This window comes from Bizionia saleffrena, from assembly GCF_008086175.1.
GTDB lineage: Bacteria > Bacteroidota > Bacteroidia > Flavobacteriales > Flavobacteriaceae > Bizionia > Bizionia saleffrena.
Genome location: NZ_VSKM01000003.1, coordinates 49300 through 64883 on the forward strand (window position 1 = coordinate 49300; position 15584 = coordinate 64883).

Genomic DNA, 15584 nt, shown 5'->3' on the forward strand with positions numbered 1-15584 from the left:
AAACTACGAACGAACGCTAGTATATTTATTATTGCTAGTAGACCTTAAAAGACTACGCTTAAACTGTTTTTTTTGTTAAACTACAAAACACGTACTAAACAGTTATTAATTGTTACCCAATAATTTTAAGCTTTGCGAAACGCAACAATAGCTTTTTAACGCCACCAACTTCAAATCTAATTTCTGCTTTTATATCGCCGCCTTTGCCATCTATTTTAAGAACTTCTCCTTTTCCAAAGCGTAAATGCTTTACAAAGTTACCAACGGCCAATTCACCATCGAACAAATTAGTATTCTCTGCCGTAGCGGCTGTTTTTTCAACTTTTTTCAATTTTTTAGGAACGCTTAATTTAAAATTTTCTGGTTCCTTTTTATTCGACTTCTTTTGGAGTTTAGGTTGCACGGCTTTTTTAAATCTTATTTTGTTAGGTGGTGCATCTCCAAAAATATCTTCGGAGAGCATTGGGTTTATACGACGCTCTTCAATAGGCGTTAAATTTTCAACATATTGTTCATCTATTTCTTCAATAAAGCGACTAGGATCTGAATCTATTAATTTACCCCAGCGATATCGCGATAACGCATAGGTTAAATACGCTTGCTTTTCGGCACGTGTTAACGCAACATAAAATAAACGGCGTTCTTCTTCAAGCTCACTTCGCGTGTTCATACTCATTCCACTAGGAAATAAATCTTCTTCAAGCCCTACAATATAAACGTGAGAAAACTCTAGCCCTTTTGCTAAGTGAATAGTCATTAATGCGACGTGGTTTTCATCTCCTTTATCAGAATCCATATCAGTAGCTAGCGCCACATCTTCTAAAAATTCGGCTAACGAATCTGAAGCATCAGCAAGTTCTAGTTGTCCTTCAACGAAATCTTTAATACCATTTAAAAGCTCCTCGACGTTTTCGAGTTTAACAACACCTTCCGGTGTACCGTCTTTATTAAGTTCTTTAAGTAATCCAGTAGTTTTAGTAATGTATTCTGCTAAATCGAAAGCATTCGCAGTTTGATTCATTACTTGAAAACTTTCGATAAGCGTTGCAAAGTCTTTTAATTTATTTCGTGTTCCGCCATTAATTTTAATATCTACTTTATCGATATTTTTTAAGACTTCAAATATAGTTTTTTTGTAACCATTGGCTGCAACCATTAAACGATCTATGGTTGTTTGACCAATACCTCGCGCCGGATAGTTAATAACACGCTTTAACGCTTCTTCATCGGCAGGATTTATCACCAAACGCAAATACGCCAAAACATCTTTAATTTCTTTTCGTTGGTAAAATGATAATCCGCCATAAATACGATACGGAATTTCGCGTTTTCTTAAAGCGTCCTCCATAGCACGCGATTGCGCATTGGTACGGTATAAAATAGCAAAATCGCTATTAGGCATTTGGTGTTGCATTTTGTTTTCGAAAATACTACTTGCTACAAATCGCCCTTCGTCGCCATCGGTAAGCGACCGGTGAACAACAACTTTAGGCCCTTCTTCGTTGGAAGTCCAAACCACTTTCTCTAATTTAGTTTGATTGTGCTCGATAACAGAATTTGCCGCATTTACAATATTTTTTGTAGAGCGGTAATTTTGTTCTAATCTATATAATTTTACGTCATCGTAATCTTTTTGAAAATTTAAGATGTTATTAATATTCGCTCCCCTAAAGGCATAAATACTTTGCGCATCATCACCAACAACACAGATATTTTGAAAACGATCGGCCAAAGCACGAACAATTAAATACTGGGAGTGGTTGGTATCTTGGTACTCATCGACCAAAATATATCTAAATTTATCTTGATATTTGGCTAAAACGGCTGGAAACCGCGTAAGGAGCTCGTTAGTTCTTAGAAGTAAATCATCGAAATCCATAGAGCCTGCTTTAAAACAGCGGTCTACATATTCTGCATAAATTTCTCCCATTTTCGGACGACGCGCCATAGCATCGGCTTCCATTAGTTCTGGATTCTTAAAATATGCTTTAACTGTAACCAGACTATTTTTATAAGAGGAAATACGCGAATACACCTGTTTTGTTTTGTAGACATCTTTATCTAAACCCATTTCCTTAATAATAGAGCCCATTAAGCGCTGAGAATCTTGAGTATCGTAAATCGTAAAATTACTAGGAAAGCCTAAATGATGTCCTTCAAATCTTAAGATTTTAGCGAATACCGAGTGAAAGGTTCCCATCCACAAGTTTTTAGCTTCACCACTACCAACAATTTCGGCGATACGCCCTTTCATTTCTTTTGCTGCTTTATTAGTAAAGGTCAACGCTAAAATATTGAACGAATCGACACCTTGACTCATTAAATAGGCAATTCTAAAGGTTAATACACGTGTTTTTCCAGAACCTGCACCTGCGATAACAATCATTGCGCCGTCTTTTTGTATCGTAGGTGCTAATTGTGCTTCGTTTAACTGACTTAAATACTTCTCCAAACTCTTGTTATTTTTAGGGTATAAAAATAGTAATTGTCGTTGGCATTACCCCACTGGTTTAGGTAATAATTTTAAACATTTAGCAATAGCTACAGAATGCACTTAGAGAGCGCATCATTTTAATCGGTTAAAGTTTTTCTATCACCCTATAATTGTCTTTGTATTATAAATTGATTATTTTTGAGTAAAAATTTACAATTAAACTATTATGGATACTGTTCTAGATTTTCTATCTAATATTTCTTGGTGGATGTGGGTTCTTATAGCCCTTATACTTATTGCTCTTAGAGATGTTTTACAAAGAAAACATACCATTAGTCACAACTTTCCTATTGCAGGACACTTTAGGTATCTATTAGAAAGTATAGGACCAGAATTACGCCAATACTTTGTTGCAAATAATCGCGAAGAATTACCTTTTAACCGTATTGAACGGGGTTGGATTTATGCCTCAGCAAAGCACCAAAATAATTACGAAGGTTTTGGTACAGATCGCGATATTTACGCACATCAGCACATTTTTATTAATAATGCAATGTTCGCTTATAAGTTTCCTGTAGATCACCCAAATGCTGTAGACCCCGCTTTTTTGCCCTGTGCAAAGGTAATGGGATCTTTCAATAAAAGAAGAAAACCGTTTCGCCCTGCTTCTGTAATAAATGTATCGGCAATGAGTTTTGGATCTCTTTCAGCAAAAGCTGTAGAATCTATGAATAAGGGAGCTAAAATTGCTGGAGCTTACCACAATACTGGAGAGGGTGGTTTATCTCATTATCACCGAAATGGTGCCGACGTTGTTTTTCATTTTGGTACAGGTTACTTTGGTGTTAGAGATGATAACGGTAATTTTTCTATGGATAAAATGAAGAAGTTAGTGGAAGATTTCCCTTATATAAAAGCCATAGAAATTAAAATATCTCAAGGCGCAAAACCAGGTAAAGGAGGTGTTTTACCAGCTTCTAAAATTACTCCCGAAATTGCAAATATTAGAAGTGTCCCGCTAGGACAAGATGTACTTTCTCCACCAACACATTCGGCATTTAGCACCGTTCCAGAAATGCTTCAACTCATTGAAGATATAGCTGAAGTTACCGGTTTACCCGTCGGAATTAAAGCTGCCATAGGAAAATTAGAACAATGGAAAGAGTTAGCGAACTTAATGAAAAAAACAGGTAAAGGCCCCGATTTTATTACCGTAGATGGTGGTGAAGGAGGTACTGGAGCAGCGCCGCCAAGTTTTGCCGATCATGTATCGCTACCGTGGGTGTACGGATTTAGTGACTTATATAAAGTGTTCAAAGAAAGAGACCTTACCGAGAGAATTGTTTTTATAGGAAGTGGTAAGTTAGGTTTCCCTGCGAAAGCTGCTATGGCATTTGCAATGGGTGCAGATTGTATAAATGTGGCGCGTGAAGCGATGATGAGCATTGGTTGTATTCAAGCGCAAATTTGTCACACCAATAAATGTCCAAGTGGTGTTGCCACCCAAAGTAAGTGGTTACAAAATGGTATAGACCCAACTTTAAAATCCATTCGTTTAGCGCAATACTTTAAAACCTTTAGAAAAGAATTTATAGAAATTACGCACGCCGCAGGTTACGAACACCCTTGCCAATTTACAATGGATGATATCGATTTAAATATTAATGATAGAGAATTGACCAAAGAATTAAGTAGTGCTTTTAAATACAATAAAACACTCGTTCCCTTTACACGTATGCAAGATTTGAAAGAGTGCATATACTTAGGCGGAAAGGACGGTAAAACGTTGAAAGCAGAAACTAATAGCAATGAAAGTAATACTTTAGCTAATTAAATAAAAGTAACAAAGAAAGTGTAAAGCGTCTGGAATAAGAATTCTAGGCTTTTTTTTAGTCTTTATTTTTAATTCAATTTTAATACTTGCTCATAAACTCCTTGTAATAAATTGTAAAAAGCGCCTCTTTAAAAACGCTACTTAAAAAGTGCTAGAAAGGCTTTTTTATTGGTTCTGGAAATAGGCACACGTTGGTCGTTTTGTAACAAAAGGTAGCCTTCGTTTTCAAAATGACGCACTTTTTCTAAGTTTACAATATGAGATTTATGACATTTAAAAAAAATGTTGCTCAATAGTTTCTCAAAACGTCCAAGATTATAAGAGCTAATTATTGTGGTAAGATTGGTTAAATGTATTTTTGTATAGCCTTCATACCCTTCTAAATGCAAGACTTCTTCTTGCGGTATAAAGGATAACCCTTTAGCGGTTGGCACTATTATCTTTTTATTATTAGAGAGCGTATTGGTTAATAAGTTTACTAATTTGGAGTTGGTATTAAAGTCTTTTTTTTCTTGTACTATTTTAACCGCCTTCTCCACTGCAACTATTAAATCTTCGTCATCGATTGGTTTTAAAATATAATCTACAGCATTTTGTTTAAAGGCTTCCACGGCATATTCGCTGTATGCGGTAACAAAAATAACTTGAAATTCGATTTTCTCAAGTTTAGCTAGCACATCGAAACCACTAATACGAGGCATTTCAATATCTAAAAACACCAAATCTGGTTGGGTCTCTTGCAACCCTTTTATTGCGTCTTCTGGCTTCTGAAAAGTATGAACTACTTGTATTTCTGGAAATAATTTTCCGAGTTTCTGCTTTAAACCTTTCAGGTTAGTAATTTCATCATCAATTAAAATAGCGCTTATCTTGCTCATAAATTATAGTTGTGTGATTATAAAAGTCGATACGCTACCTCTGTCACTTAATTTGGGGTTTAATTCTTCTTCGGTGCAAGATATAGACCACTGCCCTGTTTTGTTCAAAAATTTCAAACGATCTTCTAACACATTCGAAGATTTTATTTTACGATTATTCGGCTTTTGGGTGTTTACAAATCCTACACCGTCATCTATTATTTCAACTTTAAAGCTTTTTTCTGAAATATAGAGAACATTTACAAAGACATTTCCATTTTCTACCTTATTAAAAATACCGTGATTAATGGCATTTTCTACTATAGGTTGCAATAACATTGTTGGCAACTTTACCTGCTTAGTATTCACTGTATCATCGCAATTAATATGGTATTGAAACTTATCTTTAAATCGTAATTTTTCAATATCCAAATAATTTTGAATGAGCTTAATTTCTTCATTTAAACTGATTTCAGTTTCTTTAGACAATTCGAAAAACTGGCGAATAAGCTTAGAAAATTTAACTAAATAAGTTTCTGAAGCTTCAATTTCATTGTTATTTATGTAATATTGAATCGCAGCTAAAGAATTAAACACAAAATGAGGATTCATTTGTGAGCGCAACGCTTTGAGCTGAATTTCAATCATCATTTTTTCTTGAATGAGGGCGTTATTTTTTTTAAGCTGAACGCTTTTACTCACCACCCAAACTAAATAAGCGATTACAGCGACCACAATTAAAACTAACATTATTTTTACCCATAACGCTTGCCACCACAAAGGCAAAATTGTAAAGCTGAGTTGCTTTTTAATAGTACCGGATTCTAAATTAAAAGTGTAATGATCGGGTTTTAAATTATTGAAATTAAAAATAGTTGATGACGTTGTTATCCATTCGTTTTGAATAGGTTCTAATTTATAATTAAGAAGGATTTCATTATCTTCAGAGAAATTTATGATATCAGATTTTAAGTTAACCACATTATTACTGGTGTACAAAAAAGTGTTGTCGCACTCCGTAATAACCTCATCATTATAAGTGGCCTTTTCTATAAAAACATCAAGTAACAAATTTTGTGTTTCTTGGTGGATAGGTAAAATAGCCAACCCATTGTTAGTACCCACAATTAAATCTTGATTGTCTACAAAAATAGAATTTACATTATTATTAGGCAGTCCATCGTTTACACCATAAGATTTTACTAATTGGTACTCACCGTTGTTTTTTTCAAGATGCAATACACCTGTATTTGTAGCTAACCAAATGGTATTATCTTTAACAAAGGCATCTTGAACTATTAAAAACTCAGAACCATTTAACGGCCTAATGGTGTCTAAATCTGATATAAAACTTCCAAAACCATCTGTATTTATTAATAGTTCAGTTTCAGAAAGTGGTTTAATACTTAATACAGGTTTTTTAAAAGTTTGGGTTTTAAAAATGACGTTTTTTACAGCATCGTTTTCTATTTCCTTTAAACCACTATTGGTAGCAATAATTAAGCGACAGTTAAAAACTAACAAGTCGTTACTCCCTCTCTGAGAGATATCAGCTTTAATCTTAAAGGTTTCATCATCTATTTTATAGATTCCAAAGGAATAAATTGCATATAACTCTGAATTAAAAAGAACAACCTTTTTTAAATGTCTAGTAGCATATTCTGGATTTAAAGACTCTTTTTTAAACGTTGCAATTGGTCTCTCTCCCCTAAATTCTTTAAAAATAATGTTTGGCGTAAAATAATAGGCTGTATTAAGAGCCGTGATTTCAGATGCGCCATAAATATAGTCGTTTACAGAGAGGTAAGGCTTAAATGTTTTATCACTTTCAGCATACTTAAAAAAGCCTTGATTGTAAACACTCGCAATTAAATTATTATGAATACGGTTTAAATTTTGAATCTTATCACCTTCAAAATCATAAATAATATTTTGTTTAAGGTCAGGCAGTTTGTAAACGCCTTTATTAAAAGTAGATAACCAGATTGTATTTTTATTATCTATAAAACCAAAATGAGCATTTAAATGCGGCGGAAAAAAAAAGGGTTTAGAAATATGAAAGTTCTCATCTAAATACCCAACAAAAGAAGCTCCAGAAATTTGAAATGTATCACCTACCACATTTATTCTGGCGTGTTTTACAGAATCTATGTCGATTTCATCTTTAAAAGTAAAGGTCTTGAATTCTAATGTATCAAAATTTAAAATGTAATATTTTTTATCTGATACCCAAAAAAACAAGTTCTCTGTTATTTGACCTCTCGATGTCTTGTGGTATACTGTATTTTTTGCGTGAAATTGTTTAAGAATAGTGCTATTTTCATCATAAACAATTAAATTATCTGTAGTGTAACTGTACGTTAAATAAGAGACATTACTATTATTGATTATTTTAACAAAATCTTTGTTACCTAATTTATTTTCAGGCTCTTTTATCTGTTCCCAAATGGTATCCTTTAAAGTGAACATCTTATTAGGCCCATTGGGATACACGCTATTTTGTATTTGAGAGGAAAAAATGGGATTCATAATTTCGTTTTTCGCCATGTTAGGAAATGAAAAAACACTGTCATTTTCAATGAAACCTAAGCGCGAAGATTTAGATAAATACCAAATTTTACCATCTGGTGTTACAAAAGCATCCCAAACATCGTTAATTGGCAACCCCTCTTTAGTTGTAAAAGTTTTAAAAGTTTTACCATTATACTTTACCATTCCTTTATCTGTTAAAAACCACATATAGCCTTTAGCATCTTGCATAATTGTATAGACGTGGTTACTTGGCAAGCCGTCTTTAGTAGAATAATTGGTATACTGCTGCGCGAATAACACATTCCATAATAATAGAAGTAATAGAGTTATATGCCATTTTTTATGTTTCAATGGTGCGCAATGTTTTACAGTAATTAGTGTTCCTCAATATAACTGATAAAAGGTACTCTTTAATTATTTTTTTAATTGAATTACCTTTAGATGTTTTAACCTACAAAAAATAGAGTCCGTTACATAAGCTTTCCAAATCTAAACTGTTTTCGTCTGTATTAAAAGGTACTATAAATAGGTCTCGTCCATTTATAATTTTCAATCTAAACTCACCTTTCGTTTGCAATACCACTCTTAGTTTATCCATTACTGCATTTGGGTACCTGTTTAAAGTAATAGAAAAGCCTTAGTTATCGTTTACAGAAAATGTCGTGTTAATTTCTGTGGTTGCTGTATTCGCAGTGATCGGCACATTATAATGGACATAAATATTTGTACGTTTATTCATCATTTCATTTGCTATTTAGCAGAGACAGCCATCCCTTTTCAAACTTATTACTCTCCGAGGTTACTTACTAAAACCTTTATTGATCTGGTTTTCTTAAAATTCTGCCTTCGCCGACTATTGTTCCTTGAGCAGTAGTATCTGTTGCATACAAAAAATCGCCTTCAAAAGTAAACTCTATGTAATCTCCAACATTTACGGGGTGAACCGTAACCGTGCACATCACTGGCGAACTAGCAAAATTCGTTATACTTGACACAAATATATGACCTGGAGAAAACTCTGTAAAAATGAAATTACTCGTTACGCCATCTGAAATTCCCCAAGAAAAATTACTTTCATTTGTAAACGTTGTAAAATCTGGAAAGGTAAAATCTCCATCTACAAAAATGCTCGCATCATTTACAGAGCCAGCGGAAGCCCTAAAATAAAACTTCTCGAATGGCGAATTGGTATTTGGTGTAAAATAGCCTTTTGCTGAAGCGTCAAAAATACGCTCTGTTCCATTGTTTAGTGTGTATTTAAAATATTCGCTTGTGTTTAATGTTGGCGTAATTACGGCATCGTCATCGTTACCGCAACTAAACGTAGAAACTATAAGAGCGAATACTAAAAAAGGTTTTAAAAATATTTTCATTGTTTTTCTGATTAATTATCTACTGCTATATAATTTCCATAGCCAGCATTAAAAGTGCTCACTAGATTTAAACTCCCTCCAGACATATCATAGATATATAAAGCATTGGCATCTGTTACATAAGCATAATTAAGATTAACAACGACACCACTAGCGTTATTTAGAGGCTTTGAGTCCATAACAGACATCGTGTTTAAATTAATCATTTTCACACCATCGTAACTTGTTTGTAAAGGAGCGTCTGGACCAGGTTTCATTGTAACATAAGCATAAGCACCTGAAACATCCAAAGCCGTTGCGTGACCGCCAATAATAACCTCATCAATTAATTGGAAACCGGCTGGCGTTTGTTGAAATTTCTTTAATTTTTGATCTATAATATTCGCCACATAATAATAAGTGCCATCGGTTCTTGTCCAGCTATGAAAACTTCCATTGCTGTAAGGATAAGAAGCTATGTCTACATCCATAGGGGCACTTGTAGTGTTCGTTACCAAAGGTGTACTTGGATCTGTAATATCTATTCTATGTAAACCAGAAGCTAAATCTATAATAACTAAATCATCTCCATTTTTAACCATACTCATTGTATCGTGGCCATCTACAATACTATACTCTGCACTCGCCATATGAAATTTATGAAACCCTCTATATTCATCTGAAATATACGTGTAGTTTTCTACTTCTACCACATCTGAAACGCGACCATAAGTTGCACTTTTTGCAAGTGAACCGTAAATAGTTGCAGTTGGCGGGTTTGCAATGTTTACAAAACTGACAAAAGGCTCTGTGGCATCAAAATGCCCAACATACGCAAGGCTGTTTGCAGTATTTACATAGTATGATGTTGGTGCTGGAATAGCGGTTTCCAAGCTAGGCGATAAAACGTTAGTCACATTTACAATTTTTAGGTTTGAACCATCTGTTATATAAACATAATCGGTAACACTTACAATTTCATCTATAATTACACACATATTAACTGAGGCAGCGACAGCATCATTATCTTGAGCAGACAAATATAAAAGTTCTAGTGTTACTACGTCACCAGGTTGATTTCCGCCACTTAATGTACTGACTACTGTTGTATAAAATTGTGTATTACCTACTGGATAGGTACTTCCATTCATCATAAAATAACTGCCATCGATTGCATTAAAATTAGTCCCTAAAGTAGACAAGCTACCGGTGGTAGTCCCAAAGGTATAGAAATCCATTATTGGTGCATTTTGGGTGTTAAATATGTGCAAATAATCACCATCTGGATGACCAGTTACGTATTGCACATTAACAAGGTTTCCGTCAAAGAGAAGATTGTTCTCTCCTTCGTTTATAACAGTAATACCTTGCTCACCGTCTCCACAAACCTCATCTACAAAAGGATCATTATCATTGCCGTAGTCACAGCTATAAAGCATAGGGATAACGGCAGCAAATAAAATATTTTTTATTATTTTCATAGTTTTAAGTTTTAGTCTAAAATGATACCGAAAGTTCCTTCGTAATGCCCCGTGATTATTTCGCCATCTTCATTCATAAATGTATAATCGACATCTACTGTGCTTTCTGTTGGATTAGCATTATCTATAGTAATAGCATTAAAAGTAATTGATGGACCTACTGGGCCTGGGAAATTAAAAATGCCCACATTCTCGCTACCAATACCGAACTCTGTGTTATTATTTATATATATTGGACTTAAAGCATCTATTTGACCATTCTCAATAATAACAGAATCGTGAATACTAGAAACCACATACGTATTATTTGGCAGTGGCCCTGCATTTGCCAAACTTGGGTTGTCTTGGACTTCTACATTTAAAAACACCCAGCTCGTTGTGTTTAAAGAGAATAAATAATCATCGTTTACGCCATTTACATTTGCCAAATCATTGTCGAACATTCTTCCGTTGGAAAAGAAAAAACTGTAATTATCTGGAAAGCCATCGCCTCCAATATTAGGGTCGTCATCCTCTTCATCTATCTCAAAATAAGCATTCGGAGTTTCAAAAAATATATTATTGTGCGTAAAACCATCGGTTGGAACTACTGGATCTGTTTGTTCGTCGTCGTTGTTATCACAACTAAAGGCAAAAAGAGAAATGAGTACTAGTATTATGTTTATATTTTTCATCTTATTTAAGTTTTTAATTACAAATACTTGAATCCGTGTCGTCTGTGTCTATATTATTTAAGACTCCAAAACCGTAAGAAATAGTTTGCGACCCGCACCCATCACCATCTGCATCAATGTATCCCAACGTTAAGTCGGTTACTATTACACACAACTCAATTTCCAAACCGTTACCTACAATATCGAATCTAAATTCGTCGCCAACAACAGCTCCTGTAGTCCCGGTAACGCCTCTCTGGCAAGTAATTGCTAAGTTCGCATACGTGTTACCATCAAGATTAATAGTACCTGTGCCTGTAGCACCTTCATTAACCGCGATGGTTGTAAAATTAAAAAAACCAGGATTGGTAGTTTTGTATATTTCAATTTCTGGTCCATTAGAGCCTCCAGTTACATATTGTGCAGTTAGCTCTGCGCCGGGAATAAGAGTTTCGGTCCCGTTGGACGTTGTATAAAAAGTAAGACCTTGATAATTACACACGTCTTCATTTGGCGGATTGATGGTATCTGTACCATCATCGTCGTCGTTATTGCAAGCAAATGTAAGTGATAGCACTGCGCTAAATAGAAAAATTTTAAATGTTGAATTCATAGCTTTAGAGAATTTGTTAGGTTTAGGGTTTATAAGTTTCTATAATAATAATAATAATAGAGTTGCGCTAAATAGTTAAGAGGTTATTTGTAAAATGCGATTTCAATGTAATAGCACATTGTCTTAATTGTTTCCGAATAAAAAAAACCGACAACCTTTAAGAAACACTTTAGTATTGCCGATTTTTTTATTGTTGACTAATAGCAACTCAAATATAATGGGGTCGTTATAAGAAATATACTCCCATACTATAAAACGTAGTCTTCATTATTTTAAAACCAACGTTCATTCAACTATCGGTTTTCTTGTACACTACTTAAAAAGAAACTAAGTTTGCTTTATAATCTTATTCACAATTATGCAGGACCAACTTATTAATCTTCTTATGTATACTGTTCCAGCAGTCGTAACTGGAGTTATTGCTTATTTCTTTTTTAAAGAACATATTAAAAACGAAAATAATAGACGTCATTTTTTAATGCATAAAGACTTCAAGAAAGAAGCGCTACCAATGCGCCTGCAAGCTTACGAGCGTATGACTTTGTTTTTGGAGCGTATTGTACCCTCTAAATTATTAATAAGAGTAGCACCGCTTTCTAGCGATAAAAATGATTACGAGAGATTGTTAATAGATAGTATAGAACAAGAATTTGAGCATAATTTATCGCAACAAATCTATTTAACTAGCGATTGCTGGAGTATAATTTTAGCGGCAAAAAACACGACCATTCAGCTTATTTTAAAAGCTAATATGTCTGAAAAAACAGACACTGCAAATAAACTTCGCGAAGTAATTTTAACGGAAATGATGGAAAAACAAGCGCCAAGCAGTACAGCTTTAGCGTATATAAAAGAAGAAATAAGCGCTATCTGGTAATTTCCTTTTCTAAGGAGAGACTATCGTCCATAGACAGACCTTTACCGTGTTTACTTTCGGCGTGAGCATATCCTTCTAACCACCATTTTTCCATTAACTTTTTATTAAAAATTAATGAATTTTCCGTGAGTTTCGTTGGCGTGTAGTAAAGATTCAGTTTTACGTTTCTGTATTGTGCAGCGAGTTTACCAATAGCAATATCTCCTTTTTCTACCTGATCTAATAAATGTCCAAACAGACTAAACATTAAGGAAAATGGATTGCTACCGAGCACCTTATTATACTCTAACTCTTCGCTTTCTAAAATAATGGCATCAACCTCTGTAGCACCACGTCTTATTGCTTCTCGAATAGGAATAACGCAGCCTAAACCCCCATCTGCGTAATCGAACCCATTTTTTTTCACTAAAGACATAAACGGGATATAATTACAAGAAATCCATATCCAATCGCAAAACTCATCATATTCAAAATCATTAATAGATTTATATTCGGTTCTGTTTTTTGAAAGATTTGCTACCGTTACAATGACGTCTTCTTTTGTTGCGCGAATAAGATTAAATTCTTCTTTGGTGAAATTCTTTTTAATATTTTTTCTTAGATTTTTACTTTCACCAAAAGTGCGCCTCTTTTTTATAAACTGAAGCACCGTATTAAAATAATTAATAGACACATATTCACGTCCTTTTTTCTTTTTCACAACAAAAGGATTAACACTAAAAATAGACTGTTGGTTTACGTTAGTAAAAATATCGTACAGTTTACCGATATCGTTCGTGGCTAGAAAAGGAACGAGTAGCCCCCCCGTAGACGTGCCTAAGAACATATCGTACTGTTTACCTTCCTGCTCTATTAAATATTGCGCGACACCACCAGCAAAGGCTCCTTTACTACCGCCACCAGAGATCACTAATGCTTTCAAATTGTTATGGTTTTTCTTGTTCTAAATTAGTAATTATGTCTTTATATTTCTCGTTTTCGGAAAGAGATTTTAAAATACTTTTAGCTAATTTTTTAAACCTCCAATTATGGTGCGTAGTGGCGAGAATTAGATTTTTAATTGCGGTGTCATTAAACCCATCCAAAGATTGTAAATAGGACAGTGCATTTTGGCGCACATTAAAATCGAAATTTGGAGAGGTATACTCTATTAACTCAGCGTAATAATCAATTCTATCATTATTGGCAACCCCCTCTGTATTTAGAGCCAAAACCAACCACAATAGTCTAATGTTCTTGTCATTAAAACCATTAATATTAGCTGTTTTTTCGAGATAGAGCAATCGGCTTTCAGGAAAATTAACCCAAAGCGTATACAAGGCCACCTCTTTTGTAGCGTACGAATTATCCTCTAAAAATGTTTCGTATTGGGTTTTTAACTCTAAAGGAACGACCGTAAAACTTTTAGCAATGGCTTGCCTTACTTTCAAATCAGTCTCAGACCATAAAAATGCTGGAATATCACCTTTTAACTGCGGAATTATTTTAGATTTTAATTCTACAGCTTCACTTGTTAGCAAAAATTTCTTACAACTATCTGGCTCTGCATAACAATCGTATTTAAAAAATGTTGCTATACTTTCTGATTGATTTATCAAATGATTGGTCATTTCTGTAATAGGTAAATCTGCTGATTCTAACCACTTCAATTTAAAAGCACTCAAGTCCTGATTGGACGTTTGCTCAAGTATCTTAAAAAAATAATCGGTTTCTACATTCTTAAATTGAAAGGTATTTAAATATTTTTTAACCGCGTCTTTAAAAGCCTTTTCTCCCACTTTTTCTCTAAGCATTTCTAAAACCCAAGCTCCTTTTTTATAAAAAGTAACGCTGCTTGCTTTGGGATCTAACAAGGGGGTACCTTCCCCTGCTTGCTCCTGCTCTAATAACTCTTGAGCATATTCGTGTAATCGCCAAAAATAAAAGTCCTCTCCAAAAACATCCCGTTCTGCTAATAACGCATAATAGGTTGCAAAGCCTTCTTGAAGCCAATGGTGTTTACTTTTGGTGGCGGTAACCAAATTCCCAAACCATTGGTGTGCTAATTCGTGCGCGTTTATGTTTACATAGTTTCGATCTTTAAAGGCAGTACTATCGACTACAAAAGCATCACTAAAAATGGTTGTGCCTGTATTTTCCATTCCGGCATACAAGAAATCTTTCACTGGGACTTGCTTATAATTCTGCCACGGATAAGCTACTCCTATTTCAGTTTCTAAAAAATCGAACATTTGCTTAGAGTAGCGATAAGTGGACTCTACTTTTAAGGAGTCTTTTGGATAATAGTAATACCTTAATGGTATTTTACTCGCTGATAACTCCTCAATTTTGTTATACTTTCCAATAGCTAAAGCTACTAAATAACTTGACATTGGCTGTTTCATATCGTACTGCCAAGTGGTATGTGTGGCAGTACTTTCTTTCTTAATTAATTTTCCATTAGCAATAACTTCAAAATTATTTTTATAGGTTACACATATGTCAAACTCTATTTTGTCATTCGTGTCATCTATGCTCGGCAACCAATTACTGGTGTATTGCCCCTGACCTTGTGTCCAAATTTGATGTTGCTCTTCACTTTCACTATTAATAACGTACAGCGCTTTTTTAGGTCTCGAGTAAAACGAAAATTCCAATGTGTTTTCCATTGAAGGCTTCAAAGTGCTTAACACCCAAAACCTATCCTCTTTAACACGATATTTTACAACCTTATTATTAAGTAAAACCTTAGAAAAAGAACTATTTCTAGTGTCTAAATAAAATGAATCTACAGTTTTTAAAACATCAAACGAATAGATGACACTTCCGTTAACCGATTTATTTTCAGCGTCTATCGTGTTTAAATCAACAATAGCCTTTTTAAAATCAATGCCTGACGTTTGTTGCGCTTTACCTAAAAAACTACAAGAAAATAGAATAAAAAATAGCAGGTGTTTCATAAGTGGAAGATA

Annotated in this window: 12 protein-coding genes; 2 read left to right on the top strand and 10 right to left on the bottom strand. The window is 34.2% G+C overall.

The features are described 5' to 3' along the window. Nucleotides 1-112: 112 nt before the first annotated feature. Nucleotides 113-2452: an ATP-dependent helicase gene (locus tag ES676_RS03170; protein ID WP_148368596.1), complete on the bottom strand. Its 2340-nt coding sequence runs from the start codon at nucleotides 2450-2452 to the stop codon at nucleotides 113-115. Between the two features lie 208 nt (nucleotides 2453-2660). On the opposite strand from ES676_RS03170, the gene ES676_RS03175 reads away from it, so the two are divergent. Further along, a complete protein-coding gene (locus tag ES676_RS03175) occupies nucleotides 2661-4268 on the top strand; it encodes an FMN-binding glutamate synthase family protein (RefSeq protein WP_148368597.1) in 1608 nt (535 codons plus the stop codon). Between the two features lie 137 nt (nucleotides 4269-4405). Here the strand turns inward: ES676_RS03175 and ES676_RS03180 are convergent, their stop codons facing one another. The 7 genes from ES676_RS03180 to ES676_RS03205 all read right to left on the bottom strand — a co-directional run bounded on the left by ES676_RS03180 (nucleotide 4406) and on the right by ES676_RS03205 (nucleotide 11756). After that, nucleotides 4406-5146 carry a LytR/AlgR family response regulator transcription factor gene (locus tag ES676_RS03180; protein WP_148368598.1) on the bottom strand — a complete coding sequence of 247 codons (741 nt, stop codon included), beginning with the start codon at nucleotides 5144-5146 and terminating at the stop codon, nucleotides 4406-4408. A gap of 3 nt (nucleotides 5147-5149) precedes the next feature. Further along, nucleotides 5150-8008, bottom strand: coding sequence for a sensor histidine kinase (locus ES676_RS03185; protein WP_148368599.1), 2859 nt, complete (start codon nucleotides 8006-8008; stop codon nucleotides 5150-5152). 100 nt (nucleotides 8009-8108) lie between these two features. Then, complete coding sequence (locus ES676_RS14650; protein ID WP_170234417.1) at nucleotides 8109-8255, bottom strand: hypothetical protein; 147 nt, start codon at nucleotides 8253-8255, stop codon at nucleotides 8109-8111. A 217-nt stretch (nucleotides 8256-8472) separates the two neighbouring features. After that, nucleotides 8473-9030 carry a hypothetical protein gene (locus tag ES676_RS03190; RefSeq protein WP_148368600.1) on the bottom strand — a complete coding sequence of 186 codons (558 nt, stop codon included), beginning with the start codon at nucleotides 9028-9030 and terminating at the stop codon, nucleotides 8473-8475. Between the two features lie 11 nt (nucleotides 9031-9041). After that, complete coding sequence (locus tag ES676_RS03195) at nucleotides 9042-10490, bottom strand: LVIVD repeat-containing protein (protein ID WP_148368601.1); 1449 nt, start codon at nucleotides 10488-10490, stop codon at nucleotides 9042-9044. 11 nt (nucleotides 10491-10501) lie between these two features. Next, complete coding sequence (locus ES676_RS03200; RefSeq protein ID WP_148368602.1) at nucleotides 10502-11164, bottom strand: hypothetical protein; 663 nt, start codon at nucleotides 11162-11164, stop codon at nucleotides 10502-10504. Nucleotides 11165-11177: 13 nt separating this feature from the next. Continuing rightward, nucleotides 11178-11756, bottom strand: coding sequence for a hypothetical protein (locus ES676_RS03205; RefSeq protein WP_148368603.1), 579 nt, complete (start codon nucleotides 11754-11756; stop codon nucleotides 11178-11180). Nucleotides 11757-12114: 358 nt separating this feature from the next. Here ES676_RS03205 and ES676_RS03210 point away from each other — a divergent pair, with 358 nt between their 5' ends. Beyond that, complete coding sequence (locus ES676_RS03210; protein WP_148368604.1) at nucleotides 12115-12633, top strand: DUF7935 family protein; 519 nt, start codon at nucleotides 12115-12117, stop codon at nucleotides 12631-12633. On the opposite strand, the gene ES676_RS03215 is transcribed toward ES676_RS03210, so the two are convergent. Both ES676_RS03215 and ES676_RS03220 read right to left on the bottom strand, forming a co-directional pair. Beyond that, nucleotides 12623-13555, bottom strand: coding sequence for a patatin-like phospholipase family protein (locus tag ES676_RS03215; protein ID WP_148368605.1), 933 nt, complete (start codon nucleotides 13553-13555; stop codon nucleotides 12623-12625). The genes ES676_RS03210 and ES676_RS03215 overlap by 11 nt on opposite strands. 4 nt (nucleotides 13556-13559) lie before the next feature. Next, entirely contained in the window at nucleotides 13560-15572 is a 2013-nt protein-coding gene (locus tag ES676_RS03220; RefSeq protein WP_148368606.1) for a M1 family metallopeptidase, read from the bottom strand. Nucleotides 15573-15584: the final 12 nt, after the last annotated feature.

Bases quoted from the DNA above. Each gene is read 5' to 3' on its own strand.
- ES676_RS03175 (WP_148368597.1), top strand. From the start codon at position 2,661: ATGGATACTGTTCTAGATTTTCTATCTAATATTTCTTGGTGGATGTGG.
- ES676_RS03180 (WP_148368598.1), bottom strand. From the start codon at position 5,146: ATGAGCAAGATAAGCGCTATTTTAATTGATGATGAAATTACTAACCTG.
- ES676_RS14650 (WP_170234417.1), bottom strand. From the start codon at position 8,255: ATGGATAAACTAAGAGTGGTATTGCAAACGAAAGGTGAGTTTAGATTG.
- ES676_RS03190 (WP_148368600.1), bottom strand. From the start codon at position 9,030: ATGAAAATATTTTTAAAACCTTTTTTAGTATTCGCTCTTATAGTTTCT.
- ES676_RS03195 (WP_148368601.1), bottom strand. From the start codon at position 10,490: ATGAAAATAATAAAAAATATTTTATTTGCTGCCGTTATCCCTATGCTT.
- ES676_RS03200 (WP_148368602.1), bottom strand. From the start codon at position 11,164: ATGAAAAATATAAACATAATACTAGTACTCATTTCTCTTTTTGCCTTT.
- ES676_RS03205 (WP_148368603.1), bottom strand. From the start codon at position 11,756: ATGAATTCAACATTTAAAATTTTTCTATTTAGCGCAGTGCTATCACTT.
- ES676_RS03210 (WP_148368604.1), top strand. From the start codon at position 12,115: ATGCAGGACCAACTTATTAATCTTCTTATGTATACTGTTCCAGCAGTC.
- ES676_RS03220 (WP_148368606.1), bottom strand. From the start codon at position 15,572: ATGAAACACCTGCTATTTTTTATTCTATTTTCTTGTAGTTTTTTAGGT.